At 39.1% G+C, this 23,122-nt stretch carries 16 protein-coding genes; 3 read left to right on the top strand and 13 right to left on the bottom strand.

Features of this window, described 5'->3' with window-relative positions:
* Window positions 1-176 precede the first annotated feature (176 nt).
* From AC1DDK_RS06635 to AC1DDK_RS06580, 12 genes are all read right to left on the bottom strand, one after another.
* Window positions 177-929, bottom strand: a complete 753-nt coding sequence (locus tag AC1DDK_RS06635) for a porin family protein (RefSeq protein WP_172660219.1) — start codon at window positions 927-929, stop codon at window positions 177-179.
* Between the two features lie 79 nt (window positions 930-1,008).
* A complete protein-coding gene (locus AC1DDK_RS06630) occupies window positions 1,009-1,359 on the bottom strand; it encodes a hypothetical protein (protein ID WP_337716872.1) in 351 nt (116 codons plus the stop codon).
* A gap of 94 nt (window positions 1,360-1,453) precedes the next feature.
* Window positions 1,454-3,136, bottom strand: coding sequence for a family 2A encapsulin nanocompartment cargo protein cysteine desulfurase (locus AC1DDK_RS06625; RefSeq protein ID WP_337716870.1), 1,683 nt, complete (start codon window positions 3,134-3,136; stop codon window positions 1,454-1,456).
* Between the two features lie 3 nt (window positions 3,137-3,139).
* On the bottom strand, window positions 3,140-4,063 hold the full coding sequence (locus AC1DDK_RS06620) for a family 2A encapsulin nanocompartment shell protein (protein WP_048906269.1): 924 nt from the start codon (window positions 4,061-4,063) through the stop codon (window positions 3,140-3,142).
* A 238-nt stretch (window positions 4,064-4,301) separates the two neighbouring features.
* A complete protein-coding gene (locus AC1DDK_RS06615) occupies window positions 4,302-5,363 on the bottom strand; it encodes an IPT/TIG domain-containing protein (RefSeq protein WP_337716868.1) in 1,062 nt (353 codons plus the stop codon).
* A gap of 2 nt (window positions 5,364-5,365) precedes the next feature.
* A complete protein-coding gene (locus AC1DDK_RS06610; RefSeq protein ID WP_288883232.1) occupies window positions 5,366-6,964 on the bottom strand; it encodes a RagB/SusD family nutrient uptake outer membrane protein in 1,599 nt (532 codons plus the stop codon).
* Between the two features lie 18 nt (window positions 6,965-6,982).
* Entirely contained in the window at window positions 6,983-10,165 is a 3,183-nt protein-coding gene (locus AC1DDK_RS06605) for a SusC/RagA family TonB-linked outer membrane protein (RefSeq protein ID WP_337716866.1), read from the bottom strand.
* A gap of 128 nt (window positions 10,166-10,293) precedes the next feature.
* Complete coding sequence (locus tag AC1DDK_RS06600) at window positions 10,294-14,490, bottom strand: hybrid sensor histidine kinase/response regulator transcription factor (RefSeq protein WP_337716864.1); 4,197 nt, start codon at window positions 14,488-14,490, stop codon at window positions 10,294-10,296.
* A gap of 55 nt (window positions 14,491-14,545) precedes the next feature.
* Window positions 14,546-15,667, bottom strand: coding sequence for a glycoside hydrolase family 26 protein (locus AC1DDK_RS06595; protein ID WP_172660213.1), 1,122 nt, complete (start codon window positions 15,665-15,667; stop codon window positions 14,546-14,548).
* Between the two features lie 94 nt (window positions 15,668-15,761).
* Window positions 15,762-16,682 carry a lysophospholipid acyltransferase family protein gene (locus tag AC1DDK_RS06590; RefSeq protein ID WP_337716862.1) on the bottom strand — a complete coding sequence of 307 codons (921 nt, stop codon included), beginning with the start codon at window positions 16,680-16,682 and terminating at the stop codon, window positions 15,762-15,764.
* A gap of 88 nt (window positions 16,683-16,770) precedes the next feature.
* Window positions 16,771-18,723, bottom strand: coding sequence for an LTA synthase family protein (locus AC1DDK_RS06585; RefSeq protein ID WP_288883226.1), 1,953 nt, complete (start codon window positions 18,721-18,723; stop codon window positions 16,771-16,773).
* A gap of 55 nt (window positions 18,724-18,778) precedes the next feature.
* Window positions 18,779-19,081 (bottom strand): CBS domain-containing protein, encoded by a 303-nt coding sequence (locus tag AC1DDK_RS06580; RefSeq protein ID WP_172660210.1) that lies wholly within the window; start codon window positions 19,079-19,081, stop codon window positions 18,779-18,781.
* A 173-nt stretch (window positions 19,082-19,254) separates the two neighbouring features.
* Here AC1DDK_RS06580 and AC1DDK_RS06575 point away from each other — a divergent pair, with 173 nt between their 5' ends.
* The 3 genes from AC1DDK_RS06575 to AC1DDK_RS06565 all read left to right on the top strand — a co-directional run bounded on the left by AC1DDK_RS06575 (window position 19,255) and on the right by AC1DDK_RS06565 (window position 21,592).
* Window positions 19,255-20,235, top strand: coding sequence for a helix-turn-helix transcriptional regulator (locus AC1DDK_RS06575; RefSeq protein WP_172660209.1), 981 nt, complete (start codon window positions 19,255-19,257; stop codon window positions 20,233-20,235).
* Window positions 20,235-21,125 carry a helix-turn-helix transcriptional regulator gene (locus AC1DDK_RS06570; protein WP_337716860.1) on the top strand — a complete coding sequence of 297 codons (891 nt, stop codon included), beginning with the start codon at window positions 20,235-20,237 and terminating at the stop codon, window positions 21,123-21,125. The genes AC1DDK_RS06575 and AC1DDK_RS06570 overlap by 1 nt, the downstream gene beginning before the upstream one ends.
* Before the next feature lie 107 nt (window positions 21,126-21,232).
* Complete coding sequence (locus AC1DDK_RS06565) at window positions 21,233-21,592, top strand: DUF4180 domain-containing protein (RefSeq protein ID WP_172660207.1); 360 nt, start codon at window positions 21,233-21,235, stop codon at window positions 21,590-21,592.
* 14 nt (window positions 21,593-21,606) lie between these two features.
* On the opposite strand, the gene AC1DDK_RS06560 is transcribed toward AC1DDK_RS06565, so the two are convergent.
* On the bottom strand, window positions 21,607-23,097 hold the full coding sequence (locus AC1DDK_RS06560) for an alpha/beta hydrolase (protein ID WP_172660206.1): 1,491 nt from the start codon (window positions 23,095-23,097) through the stop codon (window positions 21,607-21,609).
* Window positions 23,098-23,122: the final 25 nt, after the last annotated feature.

Raw genomic sequence — 23,122 nt, 5'->3', positions numbered from 1 at the left:
ATGTATTTGGTTAGAACAGCAAAATATACATTTTATATCAAACTTTTGGCTGTGGGGCTTTAACAGGGCGTTGATAGGGCTTTGCTAGGGCCTTGATAGGGCAAAAAGCCCTGGGAATGCCTTAGCAAAGCCCTAACAACACCTCAGTAAAACTACGATAACGACTGGTTTACTAATTAAAACCTTACACCAAGGCTTGCGGAAAAGGTAAGCATTCGGGTATCCAGGTTATCGCCTTGGTCTGATACAGTGCGATTAAAAACCGGCAGCAGGGTATAACTGATCCTAAAATCACCATAGAGATTTATTCTAAATGGTTTATTGTCGCCCACCTTAATACCCGCAAGCAAGCTGTTGTTAAAATGATTTACATATTTTAAAGGCAGCGTTTCGTTTCGGCCCCTGCCGCCATCGCCGTCTACCCCATCTTCATATCTTAATTTTGTTTTCGAATTAACAGCAATACCCGGTGCCATGCCGGCATAAGCCGATAAGAAGAGTCTGTATGCACTTGGTTTAAAATTGTAACTGATCAGGATTGGGAGTTCTACATAATCAATATTGAAATTATAGTTATTATAGGCCTGCTGCTCCTGTCCGTCATCGTCAACAATAATTACATAATTATTCTTTTCTCTGTAAACCATCCCTCTGGAATTAAAGAGCAACTCGGCACCCAGTGTAATTCGTTCTGTTAATCGCCCATCGGCAGTTAATCCAACAAGTGCAGATGCACGGAAATAGCGGTTAAAATAACTGAGGTCAGTTCTTTTTGAGTTGGCTGTGGGCGTTACGTTGCGTGTAAAAAGAGAGCCGTTAATGCCTGTTTTAATCCCAAACCTTACCTTTTTCTCAAAATCAGGCTGTTCCTGGGCCTGAACATACAGCCCATAGAAGAGCAGTATGAAAAAACATAAATTAGATTTCATAGCGTGTTTTATTTGTGTGTACTCTAATTTATGAAATATAATCCGTTACTATCGTAACATTTTGAGCGAGAAAGCTTTACTATTCCATCTCCTGAAGTTCTTCAGGACGGATTTTGCGTTCCGGACGGTAGCCAATCAAAGCAAGGTTGATTTCGTCCTGTTTGTTGGGATTAATTAAACGCGAACAGTATGAATCGCCGTTTTCATAGCAGAAACTGATTACTACACGTTCCTTAGGATGATCGATCTCTGGCAATGTTCCTAAAACCTCATACAAATTGTTAAGTGCATGGCTAACATCATCCGTTTCAGGTAAAACAAATAAAATCTCATCTCTTTTAGCATCAAAATAGCTAATTGAGCGCCAGTTGCGGCCAAGATAATGTGCTTTTAGGTTTACTAAAAGTTCTGATTTATAAGGATGGTCCATTTAATAGTTTGCTTGCTTCCGCTAATATAGCAGTTTTGGCTTAATAATAGTTGGGGCTGGCATACTTTCTATATACCAGCCTTAATAAGATCTGCTACCTTACACGAAATTGATTTCCGTTTTTTAAGCTGCTAACTGTATCAGCCAATTTATCAATCTCTGCACAAGTGTTATAGAATGCCAAAGATGGTCGCACCGTTGCTTCCAATCCAAACCTTCTCAGTATGGGCTGAGCACAATGATGGCCGGATCTTACGGCAATACCTTCTTTGCTTAATGCCTCGCCAACTTCAGTAGTTGTAAATCCATCTAATACAAATGAAAGCACACTCGTTTTATTAGCTGCCGTTCCAATTAAGCGCAATCCTGGAATTTGCTGTAACTGCTTTGTTGCGTAGCCTAACAAAAAATGCTCATAGTTGTAAATGTTGTCAATCCCAATCTTTTGAACATAGTCTATTGCCGCGCCTAAACCAACTGCATCCGCAATGTTACCTGTTCCTGCCTCAAAAAGTGATGGCGCGGGATTAAACTGGGTATGTTCAAACGTTACATCTTTAATCATATTGCCACCACCCTGATAAGGCTGTGCACTGTTTAACAACTCCTCTTTACCATATAATACACCAATACCTGTAGGCCCAAAAATTTTATGCCCAGAAAACACAAACCAATCTGCATTAAGTGATTGTACATCCGTACGAATGTGTGAAACAGACTGTGCACCATCGACAAGCACTTTTGCTCCCGCAGCATGAGCCATATCTACAATTGTTTTTGCCGGGGTTACCGTTCCTAATGCATTAGATACCAAGGTGAAAGAAACCAGCTTTGTTCTTGGATTCAGCAATTTTGCATATTCATCAAGAATAACTTGTCCATCATCATCAACCGGGATCACTCTTAATTTTAAGTTCTTCTTTTTGGCCAATAACTGCCAGGGAACTATATTGGCATGATGTTCCAAATGGCTGATGATGATTTCGTCTCCTTCCTGAAGATATTGGGCACCCCAGCTATCTGCAACCAGGTTTATAGCCTCGGTTGTTCCGCGTACAAATACCACTTCATTTGCTGATCTGGCATTTATAAAGTGCTGTGTCTTCTGTCTTGCTGCTTCATAAGCATCGGTAGAACGGGCAGCTAATTCATGGGCAGCACGATGTATGTTGGAATTTTCATGTGTATAAAAATAGCTTAACCTTTCTATTACCTGTCGCGGTTTTTGGGTGGTTGCAGCGTTATCCAGCCAAACCAGGGGTTTTCCGTTTACATACTCTGAAAGGATTGGGAAATCGTTACGAACAATGTTTACGTTAAATGCAGGGTAAGATTGGCCAGTTATTTCGCGGTAGTCTCCTTTGGCAAGCTTTTCTGCAGAAGAGAAGTAATATGAATGTTCTCCCAAAACTGCCGAAGGTGTAAATGGCAATTGAGAAGAAGGACTGTAAACATTAACTGCAGCCAGGGCTTTGCTCAATTCTTTCTCAAAGGGTCTGTCGTTTTCAAACGGCAGGGCATTCACTGATTTGGTGCCGGGTGAGATACCCCCACTTCCATGTGTGGAGGCAGGCACATGCCCCAGCCCCAGATTATTTGCATCCGGCAAACTTGTTTGCGGATCCAGAAGATCGACAGAATTTCCCTGATTAATTGCCAAAGGTGAAGATTGAGTTTTATCCAATGTTCCGGGAGCCGAGAAAAAAAGTTCATTTGCCAGTTTCTCTAAGAGATGTACATCTGGCAGTCCATTCGGACCATTAATTGTACCACTCATAACCTAGTATTTATATTCATGATATTTATTAATTTCAACATCGTCGAGTACAGCAATAGCATCATCTACCAAAACTGCCAGCGAACAGTAAAGAGATACCAGATAAGAAGCAATTGCTTTTTCATTGATCCCCATAAAGCGAACTGATAAACCAGGAGATTGCTCACCGGGAAGATCGGGCTGATATAAACCCACTACACCCTGACGGCTCTCTCCTGTTCTGATGAGCAATATTTTACTTTTATTATTTTCTATAGGCACTTTATCGGAAGGGATTAAAGGAATTCCTCTCCAGGTGATGAACTGAGAACCAAACAAAGATACCGTTGGTGGTGGTACGCCTCTGCGTGTACACTCCCTGCCAAAGGCAGCTACCGCTAGTGGATGAAGGAGGAAGAATCCGGGTTCTTTCCATACTTTAGTGATCAACTCATCCAGATCATCTGGTGTGGGTGCTCCTGAACGTGTAGAAATACGCTGAGAAGGTACAATACTGTGCAACAAACCGTATTCTTTATTATTGATCAGTTCGCTTTCCTGACGTTCTTTAATGGCTTCAATAGTAAGGCGCAATTGCTCACTGATCTGGTTGTAAGGTTTGCTATACAAATCGGAAACCCTGGTATGTACATCAAGCACGGTATTTACTGCACTAAGCAGATACTCACGTGGCTGTGCTACATAATCTACAAATGTGTTAGGCAATACACGTTCGTCTCTGTTAGAGCAATCTACATCCACTGATTCTCCTTCTTTTACTTTGTTCACTCTGTAAATCCCTGACTCTACGGGCGTCCAGCTTAAAAGATGAGGCAACCATCTTGGAGTAATAAATGATGCCTGCGGCACGGTACGGGTTGCAATAGCCAGCGGCCTTGCGGCAACATCACCTAATGCGGTTTGTGTTGGATTTAATTTTTCTGCCATGATTTGTTTAATTAATTATGTATAAATAGATCTATTACTTTAAATAATCCTTCCCTAAATATATAATTTATATATTAATTCTACGGAATTAGTAGACTATTTAATAAAATAGTTATACCTTAGTCAAATCATACACAATTTCTAATCGAAATTTGTTAGCTCGTCTGAGTTTTGTTTAAAATTTAAAGCCAGGTCGGATGACCTGGCTTTTTAAATTATAATTGGTTTAAGTGTGTTTTTATTTTACAAGGATCACATCATCGAAGTAGAAACTTTCATCTTGTTTTTCAGGGCCTTCTATCCAGAAGCCTAATTGTTTCATCGGACCTTTTTTCCAAAGTTCAAGTGTTGTCATCGGGATTTTAAAGTAAGTCCATACATTAGCAGGTACTATTATTGGAACGCTTCTATCTGAATTTCCATACCCCCCTGCCCTTGCATCGCCTGTTACATAAAGCGTATAGTCGGCCGAAGCTCCCTTAACCCAGAACGACAAATAATTATACTCTGGCATACTGGCTACACCATTCCAGTTTGCAAAACCATCTGCACTCCAGTTTCCTTTGTTATATCCTGCTTTAAAGGATTTGGTTCCACTTTTGGCAAAATCGGTTGATATTGAAGCGGGGCCCCATGATCCGTTTTCGAAACCATTACCATAATCATCTGTAAAGATCTTATAGGCTTTATCCAGATTCACAAATACCTGATTTGTGGTAATTGGCCCGGTAGAGTTGGTAAGTATTAGTTTTGCGCTGTTTACCGTAGTTGCAGGCATTTTAATTACCAGTTCTTTTTTGGATTGAGATACGATACTGGCCTCGGCCGCTGCGCCATCCAGCGTTATGCTGGTTACATCCTCAAGGTTGTTTCCAACCAGGGTAATTTCTGTGCCTTCAATAAAATTATAGTTAGAGGCTGTATTTACCAAAGGCAAAGCAACAACATTAAATGGCACTTTTAGCTGAACTCCAAGTCTGTTTGTTAAAATGATGTTTTGGGCACCACCATTTGCAGTATCAGGCACTCTAAATATCAATGCATTATCTGTATTTAGCGTCGGGTTAAATGAAGCAGGTACATTCCCTTTTTCAAAAACAATACTGGTCATATCGCCCAGGCCGCTTCCGGTTAAGGTGAGTACAGTATTTCCGCTTGCCCTTTCCGGATCAAGCTTATTGGCCACCGGACTATTGGACGCTTTGCTGCTCGACTGCTCTTCTTTTGTGCAGCCTGTTATGGTTAATGCTCCTGCCATACATGCCAGCAGGAATATCTTTAGATTTTTAATAGTTTTCATATCTATTTATAATAAGCTACTGCAGGTTCAAGCAGTAAAGGATTAATAACTGTTTCTGGTTGTGGTACCGGAAGGTACAACTGCTTTGCCGAAGTAAGTGTGGCCTTAAAGCTGGTTAACTGGCCGTTACCACCTAATGTACCACGCTCCTGTGCGGCTATCATCTGCTGTGCCTTAGCAAATCCTTGTCTTTGGATGTCAAACCAGTAGTCGCCTTCAAATGCGAACTCTACTTTACGCTCGTGTAAGATATCATCAAGCGTGATGTTGGTTAAACTTACCAGACCAGCACGGTTATGTACTTCGTTAAAGGCACTTAAAGCGGTAGCATCGCTGGTAGATCCTCCTCCGGCCATTACTGCCTCTGCATAAATCAGCAATACGTCAGCATAGCGAAGAATATAAGTAGAAATGCTGTTATGACTGTCGGAAGTTACTACTTCAGCGCTTCTGTTTGGTCCTACAACATATTTCTGAATATTGGAGCGGGTGCCTGTTTGAATTTTAAAATCGCTTGTTATCCCTGTAGTATCATAAGTAAATCCGTTAGGGAAATTGTCGTTGATCCAATCGGCTTTATGAAAGCCCTGCTGCATTACCGACCATCCTTTTCTACGGTCGCCGGTAGCATAACCTGTTGAAGCATTTAACATGTCGAACGACGGAACCACTGCTGAATAACCATTTCCTCCTGTTGGTTTTGGTTTTAACAAAGGTTGCGGACCTACGTAAAGCATGTACCTGTTTCCTCCGTTCCATCCCATAGCAGCTAACCATCTTAATGAAAACAACATTTCTTTGTTGTTTTTGTTGGCGATGTCTGAGGAGGTAAACATGCCCTGAAAATCAGGATTCAGGCCTATTCTTTTGGTTGATGTTGCATAGTCTATAACCTCTTTGGCTTTTAACCTTGCGTTTTCATAGTCCTTTAAGTAAAGGTAGATTTTGGCCATCATCCCTTTTGCTGAATATTTATTAACCCGACCATCCTGAGTTGCTATTTCGGGCAGGTTTTCTTCTGCAAACTTAAGGTCCTCAAGTGCAAACTTTAATACATCTTTTTGCAGGTATCTTGGTGTTGCAGGCGCCCCGGCTTTGGTTAGATCTACCGGGTTTTCTACTATTGGCGCATCACCAAAAGCACGGCCGATATAGAAGTACGCAAACCCACGGATAAACTTGGCTTCGGCTATACCTACATCCAGGTAGGAAGGATCGGCCACCTGAGTTTTTTTATTCATAAAAGTATGAATCAGTACAGATGCCTGTCCGGCTGCCTTATAGCAAGACTTCCAGGTGTCCATTACTAAACCATCTGTACTTTGGATATTAAAATTATAAAATGAGTTGTATTGTGCATTGCCCTGCACTCCGGTTACGGTACCACCCAGCACATCACCTACAGATATAAAGGCTTTGTCAGACCAGTCATTCCATACAGAATTGTACAAAAGTCCTGTGGCACCATTTACTTCGGCTGCTGTGGTATAATAACTTTCGGTGGTTGGTCCCGTTTCTGAGGGATTATCCAGGAAACTCTTTTTACAGGAAACTCCAATTAAAGCTACTGCAAAAAATATGATGATGAGATTTGTTTTCATTACTTTAATTTTTAGAGGTTAGAATTCAATGTTGGTGCCCAGAGTAAATGTTCTAGGAACCGGATAATGACCATTGTCGATATTCATGAACCTGATGTTGTTATTAAGCGCTCCCAGTTCGGGATCGTAACCCGAATAATTGGTAAATGTGTACAGGTTTTGAACAGAAACGTAGAACCTGGCATTGCTCACCTTTATTTTGCTTATTAAAGATTTTGGCAGGTTATAGCCTAGCGCTACGTTCTGTATCCTTAGGTAAGATCCATCCTCAATGTACCGATCAGAAATTCTGTTGTTATTGTTGTGCCATTGATTATACCTTGGCAAATCTCCATTAGGATTGTTTGCAGAGTATCTGTTCAATACAGTAGTAAGCTGATTGTTGTAAGGAGAGCTTAAGGCTTCGGTTTGGCGACGACTATAGTTGAAAATGTCACCTCCCTGGCTACCATAAATGAATATCGAAAGGTCAATTCCTTTATAGCTAAAGGTATTTGTAAAGCCGTAGGTGAAGTCTGGATTAGGATCGCCTATAACGGTAACATCCTTATCATCAACCACCTTATCGCCGTTTAGATCTTTAAACCTTACATCGCCCAGCCATAAGCTACCCGGAGCAATTGAGAGTCCGTAATCTATCCCATTGTTTAGCTCTGCCTGCGATCTGAATAATCCATCGGTAACATAGCCATAGAATGCACCAAGCGGACGGCCCTGTTGAGATAAGGTAACCAATGATTTGGTACCATATTCATCAAAAGTACCAGGTAAAGTTGCATTAGGCTCGTTCATCCTGTTAAGGATATTTTTATACTTACTGAATATGATATTGGTTTTCCATGTAAAGTTATTATTCTGAATGTTATAAGATGTTAGTCCGATATCGAAACCAGTGTTGGTCATGCGGCCATCGTTTGTTGTTGGCGTTTTGATATCGTTCCATGCCGTTCCTAAACCAGAATAAGCACCAAGCTGAGTAGCCAGTAACATATCTGAGGTTACTTTTTTATAGGCATCAAAGCTGAACTCTAATCTTTTATTCCAGGTGGTAAGGTCTAAACCTGCATTGTAGGTATTGGTAGACTGCCAGGTAATTAACAGGTTATCTACGTTATCAGGCAATCCACCTGGACCAAATGGTGCAATAGGAAATAGTCTGATATTTGCAGAGTATAGGTTACCTGAGCCGGCATCCTGCCCACCCACTTCTCCATATCCGAATCTTAGCTTCAGATAATTAACATATTTGTTGTCTTTTAAGAAAGATTCGTTACTTGCTGTCCACGATGCCGAAACAGCCGGGAATGTACCCCATTTGTGGCCCGGGCCAAAGTTAGAAGATCCGTCTCTTCTTATTGTTCCACTGATAGCATACCTGTTGTCGTAATTATAGTTTAAACGTGCAAATACCGACTCCATACTCCATGTTGCAGCTCCTGCTCCTATGCCTTGGGTATCGCCTGCATCACCTGCATTTAAATTTGGGATATTAAGAACCAGGTTATCTCTGTTGGCATTGATAAAGTCGTATTTGGATCTTTGTGCCTCATGGCCTACCGTAGCAGCTATATTATGCTTACCAAAGGCTTTGTTATAATTAGCATAGTTTTTAATTGCCCAGTAAAGGCTGTTATTTCTTTGCTCTCTAAGCCTTGCCGGAGAAAGGATGACGGCTTTGGTTTCAGCATTTTGTACATATGGCTGAAATGCCCTATCGCTGCTCAGATTAAAATCAAAGTTACCCTCTGATCTGATGGTGAGACCATCTATGATAATCAGATCTGCATATACTGTTCCGAAAGCTTTTGAAGATTGATTGCTTACATCACGCAACATTGCTAACGCAACCGGATTATTTGGATTTCCAAATGTGCTGCCTCCTATTACATTGGTAGAGATATAATTACCAAAAACATCTTTAACGGGAGTTACAGGACTATTATAAAGCACTGTACTGGTAACGGCATCGAAACCATCTGAAAGGCCGATCTGCTGATTGGTTCTGGACAGGTTTGCAGTGATACCTGTTTTTAACCATTTAGTAGCCTGATGGTCTATATTAGCTCTTAGGGTTATTCTTTTAAACCCTGTTTTGATTAGAGTTCCTTCCTGATTAAGATAGCCGCCAGAGAAATAGAACTGTGTTTTTTCTGTTCCTCCTGAAAAACCAAGTTGATGGCTTTGAGTAAATCCTCTTCTGTAGATCTCGTCCTGCCAGTCGGTACCCACACCTAATAAGGAAGGGTTTTTAAACTCTGCAATACTATCCATTCCACTTCCCGGAACTCCTCTTACTTCTAAAACCAGCGAGTTCATGTATTCTGCATTTTGGCGCAGGTTCATTACAGAAAGCTTTTTTGGAACTTCTGAAATACCAACATAAGAATCGTAGGTAATTTTACTTTGGTTGGCCCTGCCTCTTTTGGTATTGATGAGCACTACTCCATTTGCACCTCTGGCTCCATAAATGGCCTGTGCTGATGCATCTTTCAGGATATCGATGGTTTCAATATCGGCAGAGTTTAAGGTTGCCAGCACACTTTGCCCGGTTTGTCCGGAACCACCCCCTAAAAAGTTTTGTTCCAGGGAGCTGCTTTTTGAGTTCATAGGAACTCCATCTATTACATATAACGGTTCGTTATTCTCGCCCGTTGAGGTAAGCCCTCTGATCCTTACGGAAACACCACCTCCTGGCTGACCGCCATTGTTATTTATGGTAACACCCGCTACCTTACCTTGCAAGGCCTGATCTACGCCGGCAACAGGTAAATTTTTAATGTCCTTTTGGGATACAGAAGAAATTGCTGAGGTTACTTCTGATTTACGCAATGTACCGTAACCGATAACTACTACGTCGGATAAGGTTGAAGTAGAGGATTCAAGGTTAGCGTTAATTACTGAGCCTGAACCTACGGTAAGTTCTTTTGTGGTCATCCCTACATAGGAAAATACAAGTACACTTGCATTTGAGGTAACCATGATGGAATACTTACCTTCATTATTAGTTAAAGCGGTGGTTTTGGTTCCCTTTACCACTACAGATGCACCGGGTAAAGTTGTTCCGCTTTCATCAGCAACAACACCCGTAACTATTCTATTTGAAGTACTTTGGGCGTAACCGGATTTGGTGATTCCGGTAAGTGTAAAGATCATGAACAGGATAAAAATCCATTCATTACAACTCGTTCTTGTCGTTTTCATGTTTGGTCGTCATATTTGGTTTAGTTAAGATCCCCAGGGGATGGGTTTCTATTTGTTAAAACTAGATACAACTGAATCCTGTATTGCTAAAAAAGGGGTACGCAAATGTTAACCTTTCACAAAAAAGGCTACGAAGCGGTAATATCCGTGTTCCCAGCATATTTTGAAGGGAGCACATCAAATTCTTCTTTAAAAGATTTGACAAAATTCTTGGTGGTTTTAAAACCTACCTTATAACAGATCTGTGAAACGGTTAATTTTCCTTGCTCCAGCAGCTGCGCTGCCCGTTTTAAACGATAAGACTTGATAAACTCGAGCGGGGTTTTGCCGGTAAGTGCTACAATTCTTTTGTACAAGGTTACACGGCTTATCAGCATCAGGTTGCTAAGCATATCTACAGAGAAATTGCTATTCCCTATATTCTTTTCTATCTCCTGAAGAATTTGCTGCAGGAACTGTTCATCAGGGCTCTCCATTTCTATGGTTGCCGGTTGTACTTCTACCTGCTTCTGATAAAGCTTTCTGAAGGATTCCTGCTGAATTAATATGTTGCGGATTTTGGAGTTTAGGATTTCAAAACTGAATGGTTTGGTCATGTAGTCATTGGCCCCTGTTTCCAGACCCGTCAGCTCCTGCTCCTCGCCAGTTAAAGCGGTTAACAGCACTACTGGAATCTGGGTTGTTCTGGAATCGCCTTTGATCTTTTTGCAAAGTTCTATACCAGTCATTTCGGGCATAGAAATATCGCTGACAATGATATTCGGATGGTAGAATAATGCCTTTTGCCAGCCATCTTTTCCATTACCGGCTTCTATTACATTAAAGTCTTCCTTTAAATTATCTTTAAGATAAAAACGCAGATCGGCATCATCCTCAACAAGTAATACAGTTGCTTTTTTAGAAGAGATCGTAACGTTTGCTTGCTGATTGTTTAACGTATCCTCATTAGCAATTAGATTATCTACAAAGTTATCCGTTGGATTGCTTTGATGTCTAAGTTCCTCGAATGGCAGCAAAATGGTAAAGCAACTGCCAATGTTTTCATCGCTCTCTAAAAAGATCTCGCCACCGTGAAGTTTTACAAACTCTTTGGTTATTGCCAAACCTATTCCACTACCCTGATTAATGATAGACTCTGGAATATCATTCTGAAAAAAGCTTTCAAATATCTTCTCCTGTTTCTCTTTTGGTATACCTATTCCGGTATCGCGAACTTTAATCTCAACCATGTATTGGTCGATCATAATACAGTCTACAGACACATTTACCTTGCCGTTATCCAATGTAAATTTAAAGCTGTTAGAAAGCAGGTTAAAGAGAATCCGCTCTATTTTATCATGGTCAAAATTTACATCGAGCTTCTCGTAAGTAGCATTAAAGGTTAACTGGATGTTTTTCTGTTCAGCGAGATCCTTAAAGGAATAAGTAATGTCTCTGATGAACGAAATGATATCGCCAGGTCTTTTTTGAAGTTTGATCTCTTTAAGCTCCATCTTTCTGAAATCGAGCAGCTGGTTTACCAGGTTGAGCAGACGCTTTGCGTTTTTCTGTATCAGGGAGACCTGCTCTTTAATCAGATTATCTGATGATCCTTTCAGGATTTTGTCTATTGGTGCTAGAATTAAAGATAATGGCGTTCTAAATTCATGACTTACATTGGTTAGGAATTTGATTTTCATAGCATCCAGCTCTCTGTACCTCATTGCTTCTAAACGTTCATTATCAAGCAAGCGTTGTGATTCTACTTTCTCTTGTTCAATCAGTCTCTGAACTTTTTGTTTTTCCTGCTCAGCAGCAAATTGCTGCTTTAGTTGCTGGATACCGCGGTATCTGAAATAGTACAATGCGCCGCCTATGGCCAGAAAATAAAGAATATACGCCAATGTAGAAGTATACCATGGGTTCAGTATCCTGATCCTTAAGGTTACCGGTTTAGCATCAGAAATGTTTTCGGTACTTGATGCCCGTACCTTAAAAACATAATCGCCCGGATCAAGGTTTGTATAGGTGGCCTTGCGTAAAGTATTATCTGCAGAAATCCATGTCTTATCAAATCCCTCCAGCATGTACTGATGTTTCACTTTATGAGGGCCAATGTAATTTAATGATGCAAACTCTATGGTAAATACATTTTGATCGTGGTTTAAGGTAAGCTCTTTAGTATCAAAAATTGATTTTTTAAGTATTACCCGGCCATCAATTGCAGTGTTTGCTGTTACACTCTTATTGAACAGTTGAAAGTCGGTTATAAAGAGTTTAAAGGTTTGATTATAAGATTTAATTAAAGAAGGTTGGAAAATATTGATCCCATCAGGACCTCCAAATGCAAGTTCTCCGGTTCTTAGTTTTACGGAGGCAATTCGGTTAAATTCCTTACCCTGCAGGCCATCATTCTCATCAAAATTCTTGAAAATGAGGTTAAGTTTTTTGTTATAAGTAACCGATATCTTTGATAAGCCGTTTGATGTGCTTACCCAAAAGTCACCTTGATTATCTTCCTGAATGTCCATGATGTTATTATCAGGCAATCCATTTTCGATGGTATAATTGTAAAAGGTTTTGGTTTTGGGATTATAAAGGCTCAAACCATCTCTTGTTCCTATCCAGAGGTAGCCCCTGCTGTCTTCAATAAAGCTGTTAATGTTGTCGTTGATCAGGCTGTTATCGTTTTTTGGATCGTTTACTATCTTGATAAACTTTGTCCCTCCTTTTGGCAATACATTCATCCCATAGGATGTACCTGCCCAAATGTTTTGATGCGAATCTTCCAGTACCTTAAATACATAATCGGAACTAATTAGACTCAGGTTCTGCGTATATCTTTTAAATTTCTTTGTGGTTCTGTTGAAAAGGTTTATTCCACCTCCCATGGTGCTTATCCAAAACCGATTTGATGAATCTTCCAGAAAATCAGAAACCTTATTATCGCTTAAACTTTCAGGATCTGAGGCGTTGTATTTGTAATGGATAAACTTACCATTATCCATGTAATCGAAACCTCCGGTATAGGTTCCAATCCATAATTTTTCAAAACGGTCTATATAAATAGCAACAATGGCATCGTGAGACAGGCTATTGTTGTTTGAAGGATCGTGCCTGTAGGAAGTGAATTTATGGGTACTCCTATTATAATAAACCAGCCCTTTGCCATTGGTACCAATCCAGATATTACCCAGCTTATCTTCGGCCATCCTGTTAATATCACTATGTATTAAGCTATTGGGATCAGAAGAGTGCTTAATGAGGTTAAACTTAATGATATTTGGGTGGTAAAAATTGATCCCTTTTCTGAAAGTACCTATCCAAATCATACCCATATTATCGTAATAGATACTGGAAATACTGTTCTGGCTTAAACTTTTGCTGTCATTTTCATTGTTAAGGATATACCTGATGCTGAAGTTTTTCTTATCGATAAGGTTAATACCTCCATGATCGGTGCCAATCCATATGTTGTCGCTATTGTCTTGAACAATACCCGTTACAATATCAGAGTTCAGTTTAAGTACAGGTGAGCTTTTACTGATCTTATTCAGTACATTTTTTACAGGATCAAAGTAATAAATACCTGTGGAAGTGGATATATCGTAGATCCATATCAATCCTTGTTTATCTATAAAGATCTTATAGGTATCGCTTTCTTTGTTTGAGAACTTGCTCGACAGATCTATTCTTTGCACAACAATATCCGTGTTCTTTTTCAGCATCTCCAATTTTCCGTCGGAATGAATAAGCCATGCATTTCCGCTTTTATCCTCTGCAATATCAATAATTGGGCTTGCCGAAAGACTGCTCTCTCTTCTGATTTTATGTGCTATATAGTTAGTTTTCTTTGTTACCGGATCGTATTTATATAATCCGGATGCGGGAGAAATAAACCAGAATGCGCCTGAAACACCCTTTTTTAGCGCTCTGATGGTGGTTCCCGGAACCCCATATTTTGAAAGCTCCGGTTGTATATTGTGATCAAATAATTCGGTTACAGGATCATAAACATCCATTCCGGCCCTTGTTTCTATCCACAACTTATGATCGGGGCCTTGCGTTATAGAACGAACATCACTATCGCTTATGGTAGATTTGTTTTTTATCCTGTGCCGGTATACTTTAAAGCTATATCCATCAAACCGGGCAAGGCCAGCAAGTGTTCCCAACCAGATAAATCCTTTATCATCCTTGTAAAAGCAATTTACATCGTTATGCGGCAAACCATTATTAATATCCAGATGGGAAAACTGATACTGGTTATACTGTGCAGAGGAATGTATGCTGGTAAACAGCAGGCATACCCCTACCAAAAGCAGTATTTTCAATTTGTGTCCCATTCGTTCTATTCGGCCGTTATCGCTATTTTAAAGCTGATTGTCAATATACAAATACTTATTTATAAATGTCTTTAAGGTCCTTTTCAAAAAGGGTATAGGGGTCATTATAGAATTTCTGAAAATCAGGAATGTTTGGATGACCAGGGTAAGGCGCATAAAAATGTGTAGCGCTTTTGGTATCGTTACGCCATACCAACACATAGCTCATTCTTATTTTATCATTTTTCATTACTTTAAGCAGCACATCGTTCCACCAGTTTGGATTGGTAAGCGATTCCAATCCGGTTTCGGTAAAGGCAGCGAGCTTACCGTTCTTTTGAGCGTATGCCGAAACGATGCGGAGTTTCTTTATGGCAGCATCCAGATTGTATTTGCCATCGCGTCCCATATCACCATAATTATCCGTTCCAAGCATATCTACCCATTCTTTACCAGGAAAACGTTCCAAATATTGCTGTTCAGAATTGAATAGATTATCGGGAGAAAATGCATAAATAAAGTTGTGCACACCGGCCGTATCACGTAAATAAGAAACAGTAAATTTCCATAGGGATTTAAATTCATCAACTGTACAATGTGATTTTCCCCACCAGAACCAGTCGCCATCAAACTCATGATAAGGTCTGAAAATTACGGGTACTAGGTTGCCATCCGGAGCTTTAAGACTTTTTGCCCAATCAGCAATATCGTTAAGGATTTTGATATACTTATCGTGCGCTTTGCCTCCTGGAATAATGTACCCGACAGCAGGTAAAGAAACCGAGTCTTTCCAGTAAAAGTCTCCTTCTGAAACCGGGTTAGAGAAATGCCAGGCTATAGTGGTAACCCCGCCTCTGTTATAGGTATCTATAACATTCTTTCTTAGGTGTTCTTTTGTTTTCCCAATCTGAGCCTCCGATTGTCCGGTTAATCCAGACAGATCGATTCCAATAACAGCTGGATGAGATCCAACAACTGATTTAACATCTGAACGATCAGCATCACCAGACCAGCCATGGCCATATTCAGTAGCATGCTGATGCCCGAATAAAGTATGCTTTTCGGATAATTTGTATAGGTTATCGAAAAGAGCCTTCGTCTCTTTTGTTGCCAAAGGATCAATGAGGTTACGTTGCTGGGCTATTGCCTGGCCTACAAGCAACATCGGGAGAATGATAAAGAAGTACTTCAGGTTCATAAAATTGTAATTTACAATAGCGTACTATTTACTATGAATTAGTAAAAGTATTGTACTGAATATTCCTTAATGCTAAAAAATGGGGTTCCAAATGTTAAACATCGGAATAAAGAATGTCTGTTTTAAGATAAGGCTCCGGCATTTGTACCGGTTTATGTTTCCATCTGCGATGGCTCCATAACCAGTAAGCAGGTTCATCTTTAATAATCTCTTCAAGAAACTGCGTATGCAATCTGGTGATCTCAAATTCTTCAGTATCCATTGGATTCAAACAGAGGGGCACACAATCAACCTCATAATGCCCGCGCTTTAGAACCTTAACTCTTAAATAAAAAATAGGGCGATTGGTTTTTTTTGCAATTTTCTCTATCCCAAGTTGAATGTATGCCGGTTGGTTTAAGAATGTTCTGCAGTAATGCAGTTCCCTTATTGATGGTGATTGATCATTACCAAAACTAAAAATACTTGGTGTATTTTTGCTGGCTTGAATAGCCCTTAGGGTTTGTCGCATTGGGATGAGTTTGTTCCCAAACTTACTGCGGGTTTCGCGAAACCATTTATCAAATATTGAATTATTTAAGGGCTTATAAATTGGGTAATGATCAGCAGAAAAGTTTAAGCCTATCCCTAAAGTTCCCCATTCCCAATTACCATAATGTGCTGAACAAACTAATACACTTTCTCCTTTATTTAGATATTCATTTACCAGCTCTTTGTTTTTAAAAACAAACCGTTTTCTTATTTGCGCTTCAGAGATGTTAATCATCTTAATCACTTCAAATATCAGGCTGGATAAATATCTGTAGTACTTCTTTTCAATTACGATAATTTCTTTCAGTTCCTTTTCGGGAAACGAATTACAGAGATTTTCTCTTACTACCTGCCTGCGATAGCCAAAAACATAATAGAGCAGGAAGTAAGCTGCATCTGCCCAAATGTATAGAAACGATAATGGCAGCAGGGATAATACAGCTAAAAAAAACGTCCCTAAATGAGAAATGCTCTTTTTAAACATACTACAATGATTTTCTACAAAATTAAAAGCTTAACCAAAAGGTTTTGCCATAAAAATGTTAGATTACTATTTTTTTTTAAAGCCCCTGTTACTGATGCAATCCGCCGTTTTTAAACAAGTCGTAAGCAGTTTGGTAATTTGCTATTGCCTGATCTATTACGGTTTTAGACAGCTTATCAGGGATTTGCTCATTACTTGATTTGCGATACAAAAAGGTTTCTGTAACCTTATGAGGACCTAATATGACCAAACTATCCTTCTTTAAATAAGCTAGTTTCTGATAAGTACCTAAAACTGCTCGGGGCTGATAGGTCGGATTTAATACATTCTGACCATACAGGTTGCTTTCATAATTCCATCCCAAAAGGCTAAACAATGTTGGATAAAGATCAATTTGTGAACAAAGCTTATCTATTACCATTTTGCCCTTTACAGGTAAATTTAAAACGATGCACGGAATGTGGTATTTGTCGATATCAATTTCATTCTTTCCGGCACTGGCGGCACAGTGATCCGCCACTATTATCACAATCGTATTCTTATACCATGCTTTCTTTTCAATATTTTTAAGGAATGTTGCAATGGCATAATCTGTGTAACGAACTGCACCTTCCCTATTGCCTTGTTTCATATCTACTTTTCCCGCTGGAAAGGTAAAAGGCCTATGATTTGAGGTTGTCATTACAAAACTGTAAAATGGCTTCCCTGCCTTATCATCGGCATCTGAGCCCCTTATAACTGCATCAAAAAGATCTCCGTCCGAAACTCCCCAGGCATTTTCAAAATGAATCTGATCATCCTGAATGATCGTTCTTTTTGTCAAATAACTATCTCCAATTTTGATATTTCTTCCCCTGTCTGTAATGTTAAAGCCGTTACTGCCAAAATATTCGTTCATATTGTCGAAGTAGCCATCCCCGCCATAATAGAATGTCCTGGTGTATCCCTCTTTTTCAAAGATATGGCCCACGGTTGTCAGGTTTTCATTTCCCTGTCTTCTTACAATACTGCTACCAGGCGTTGGAGGTATGGATAAGCTTAGCGCTTCCATACCTCTAACTGTACGGGTACCTGTTGCATACATATTTGTAAACATTAGATTCTTATCGGCAAGAGAATCAAGTACGGGTGTTAGTTTCTGTGTATTGCCAAAATGCGCAAGAAAACTGGCACTTAGGCTTTCAACAGTAATCATGATTACGTTTGGTTTATAAACCTGACCACCGTTTTGGATATTCCTTTTAATTGAGTTTCCATCATTTACAAAAGTGCTCTGCTGATCCTTTAGCTCACTTCTCATTATACCAAACGCCTCATTTAAAGGGAGTAAAGCATAAAAATGGTTATAATTTAACTCGTTGTTTTTAAACGCTGCAAAAATGGAATAAATACCTGCTTTTGATAGTTCATTTTCGTATCGGTTGGTACTTGATTCGGCAAAGGAATTTGTTAGGAAAAAGGCATATAATGACGTAATAACAAGCAAAATCCCGGTTATAACTGCCCTACTCTTAAATGCGACAACAGATTGGAAAACATTTTTAAAAATCCTCTTCTTTGCAAAAAGCCACATTACCAATAACACCATTACCAATACTCCACCAATTAATAATGGCAGCGGATATGATTCATTTATGTTGTTGATGACTTCATAAGTATAAACAAGATAATCCACAGCAATGAAGTTGAACCTGCTTTCAAACTCTTGCCAGAAAGTAAGTTCAGCAAAAAATGAAAAGAAAGAGATAAGAAGGATTATAAAAAGAGCCACATAAGTAATGATCTTATTTGCAATTGAAGCCGACCATCTATCTGGAAGTATAAGTAAATATAAGCTGTACAAAGTGGTTAAAAAGAGACCTACTCCAAAATCATAAACAAAACCGAGCAGGTAAATTCTTAATACACCTAAGAATGAAAAGTCCGTTTTGCCAATCGAATCAATAAACAAAACAGTACGGATCAGGAAGGAGATAAAAACAAAAATGGCTAAAAAAGAAAATAAGACGCTATATCTGCCCTTAAATAGTTTACTTATCATATAAAATTTTATATAAAAAGCAAAGGTAGATTGGAATTCTGTTTGAATTCTGAACTTAAGCTGTGTATGCCAGTTCGCCTCTTTCTGTCAGCATGATCATAACACTTTCTATGCTGTAATTCAATTTATGAAAAATAAGGTTTTCTTCTCGCTCTTCGTGGGTAAGAAAACTGATAAGATCTTTAAACCGAACAACTCCAATGTATTTTTTATTATAAAAAACAGGCATTGTATATAGCTCCTGCTTAAGCATTATATCTATTACCTCAATCACCAATTGCTCAGAATGCAGCCCGACATGCCTATCGGACCCACATTCTAACAAAAATACTTCTTTACCCTGTACATTAACCCCCATTACTTTGATAAATTTGATAAGGATATCAAATTATTTCGCAAAATTAGCGCCACCAACAACAAATAAGAGCCAAAATAAGGTTTAAAAATACCCGATGAGGACATTTTTTATGAAATTAAGAAAAAAATGCACAATAATTAACGAGATAGCTCCCCATACTTGTTCATTTTAGTATGAAAGAAGTAATTTATCGCTTTGGAGTTGAGACAGATTGGGTTGAAGAATTGGCCGTTAACCTTGGCGGATTTGTACGCGGCAATTTTATCATTGTTCCTGATGATATATTAACGGGCACTTATTATACGCTTCAAATAAGCGAAAACATTACGGTTATGCTGGTAGATGTGATTTATCATCAGGATGTGTTGTACAAAGTCAGGAATATTAAAAATGATTTTGCAGGAATATATTTCAATCTTACTGAAGGAGATCTGGTTCACGTTATGGATGATATTTCACGGTCGGTGGGGCGATGGAATTACAATCTGGCGATTACAGATAGTCAACTTGATATAGATTTTGTAATAAAGTCCGGAAGTAAATCGTACGGCATTTCACTTTTCTTAAAGAAGCATATTCTAAGAGAATATCTATCCAAAACAGGTATCCTTGATGAGGTACTAAACAGAGTTTTTGATCAGAAGCAAAATACCCTTCTGCATTATGCCCATATGAGTAGCAACAGTTGGCATATCATCAATGAGTTCAGGAAAAGCACTCCAGGAAGCATATCTTTCAACCTCCTATTAAGTGGTTTGGCTTACAACTTGCTGGCAGATTGCCTGGATAACATCATGAAAAGAGAAATAATGATTAGCAAAGTTCTTCGTACAGATCTTGCAATGATATTAAACTCACAAACAAGCCTGATTAAAAAACAAGAGGGCATTTTCCCCGGAATAACTTCGTTAGCTGCTGAGGCAAATATGTCGGCAACAAAATACAAGAAACTATATAAAAAAATCACCGGCCAAACTCCTAATGCCTTCTTCCTAAACAACAAGCTTGAACTTGCAAGAGATTTACTTGGATCCGGACAGTATACCATTAGAGAATTGGCCGAAAAATTAAATTTCACAAGCACCTCTCATTTATCAGAGCAATTTAAAAGCTACTTTGGGATGTCGCCTAAAGAATATGCAGCATCATTGTAATGGCAACAGGAAAACAAATATCAATTCCTCATGATATAGCTCAAGGCTGTTCTTATTTTATGGAGGTAATGCCCGGATTAATGGCCCTTGTTGTTGATTTTACTTTGCAAAGAAGTGTTGAACTAAACCAAGTAGTAAATGCGGAAGACTTTTACATTGCCTATTATGATCTAAGCGATGAAATTGATATTCAAAAAATTAACCACAGCAAAGTTAATTATCATTCGAAATTGGGAATGATTGTGGTCGATGCCACATTAAAAAGCAGCTATACCCCTTCTTTTAAAATGTATTCATTCTGGTTGCTCATAGCTAAACCCCTGCTTCAAAAGTATCTGTTAGGATCTATAGGTGGTCCTAAAATGGGGCAAAATAACACAATCGTTTTTACAAGCCACATGGACAGTCGCACCCGTCTTTGTATTCTTAAACTCAGAACGCGAAATTATAACGACCCATCATTTGAACTTTCTTTGCGTGGAACCTCATTGCAGGTTTTTGCATACCTGGTAGAACGTATAAATGAAAATGACCTGGTATTAGGGAAACTTTCTGAATTAGATACTGCGCAGATCATCAAAACTCAAACTTATCTGATGGAGCAACTTTTGGGAGCATTTCCCGGAATAGATTTTTTGGCTTACATGGCCGGCATGTCTATTTCTAAATATAAGAAGCTGTTTAAGAGAATATTTAAGGAAAGCCCCAACAGTTTCTTTATTCGCGAAAAATTAAACCTTGCACAAGAGCTCTTGAAAAGTGGAAATTTTAATACAATAAATGAGGTAGGCAATGAACTTGGATATTTAAAACCGGGATACTTTGCTGCGATCTACAAAAATCAATTTGGACAATTACCTGGAGAAGTTTTTGTGAAAAACAGGTTATAAAGAAGCCAATTGCTTACCGGTTAAACCAGCTTCTTGAGATCATTAAAGCAAAAGCATTATAATAAAAACCCGTATATATTCTTATGTTTGAGTCAAAAGAGATCCAAATGAATATAGAAATACATCAAACAGGAGAAATAAGAATTGCAGAGGTCGTCTCTGATAAAGTCCTGATTAAGAATCCGGAAGAAGGATTACAGTTACTGGCAGATTTATACTACCAGGATGTTGATAGAATTATCCTTCAGGAACAAAATATATGTACTGAGTTCTTTGATCTGAAAACAGGTATTGCAGGAGAAATTCTTCAAAAATTCTCAAATTACAGGGTTCGCCTTGCTATTGTTGGTGACTTCAGTAAATACCAAAGCAAAAGTATGAAAGACTTTATTTACGAAAGCAACAAAGGCAAACAAGTAAATTTTGTAGGCAGCTCGGAAGACGCAATTGCAAAACTAAATCAATAATTATACACAGATTACTAATATTTAGTAATCTGTGCCACAATAACCTCAGGCGCTATTGTAATAAAATGCCCCTGCCCCTCTTTTATTACAATTTTTAATTTCCCACCAAGCTTCTTGTAATGTTGTTCTATTACCTTAGTATGCTCCTTAAACCAAGGGTCCTGACTTCCAGAAACAATTAACAAGGGCACAGCTTCCTTTGCAATCAGACTAAGTCCATCGAACAGATTCTTTTTGGTCATCAAACTGCGCATCACCGGATTTACAGCATAAATGGCAGAAACTTTTTCCGGATTTTCCATTGCCCATGCAAAACATTCCCCTGCATTAACTCCTGATCCTTCTAATATTGGTTTCTTGGAGAATCCATGATCAGTTAGCATTTTATAAACCCCATCCCACTGTTCCATTACTGCACCTGATTGTGCGGTAAGCGGGGTAATAACAATATGATATCCTTGAGCCAGCAAAGCCTGATCTACCAGGGCATTTCTGTCCATCCGATCACTTCTAAAAACCCATGGTTTGCCTTCAGCGGCTTTATTAGGTGCTATAATAATCATTGAAGACACCCCATAGCGGCTCTTTCCTTTAACTTCATATTGCTCATAATAAGGTGTATAACCGGGGCCTCTGGCGGTCATCCATGTATTTTCTTCTTTTAAATACAGGTAGCTGCTTTGAGTATTATAGTAATAAGACTTGATGAAGTCATCATCAATAAAATCTGGCAATGGCGCTGCTTTAGCAACATTTTTAACAACCCAGTCTACAATAGGACCTGGGTTGCGCAGACTGTGCGGATGATGAGCTGTCCCGTCTTTAACCAGAACAGTCATTCTCCCACCCATTTGTAAATAAATATTTTCAATAGACAGCGTATTTTTTTCATACAGAAAATCTTCGGAACCGCAGATACTTAATAAAGGAACATCGTGTCTAGCAAGCTCTGCTATTTTTGCCAGACTTTCTGGCATGATTGCAGCGTTGTCTCCATAAATACAAGATACCTGATCAGGGTGATTTACAGACCAGGCATAGGCATTAATAGCTCCTCTACTCATTCCACCAAAGGCCGGTTTTTTTGAAAACCCATGTTCCTTGGTTAAAAAGGCATACCATGCATCCCATTGTCTGCCAGCATCGCAGTTAATGTATCCTATAAAAAAACCTTTTTTTAACAACTCGATTTCCGACTGGGGTTCATGATCCCAATAGAATCCTCTCCATGACCAGGGATTTCCTGCGGCTGCAGTTTTTGGTACAACAACCAGACAGCGCACCTTCCCTTTTACCTCAACATTAATCCCGAAACCCTCACTTTCAACAGCTTTAAATGGAGTTATTTCCAAGCTGAGTGTATCCATTAGAAAATCATATCGGTCAAATCCCCTCCAGGTAGTTTTATCGCCTGAAAAACCGGTTGTAGTTAACTGAGCCTGAGTTATGTTAAAAATTGATGTACAGATAAACAGTACAAAAATAAGTGCAATAATTTTTCGCATCCGTGGTTTTATTTGGTTATGGTCT

The organism is Pedobacter sp. 05T44, assembly GCF_056395985.1.
Note: the sequence above shows the minus strand (reverse complement) of the source record. Positions and strands in the feature narration are given on the sequence as shown.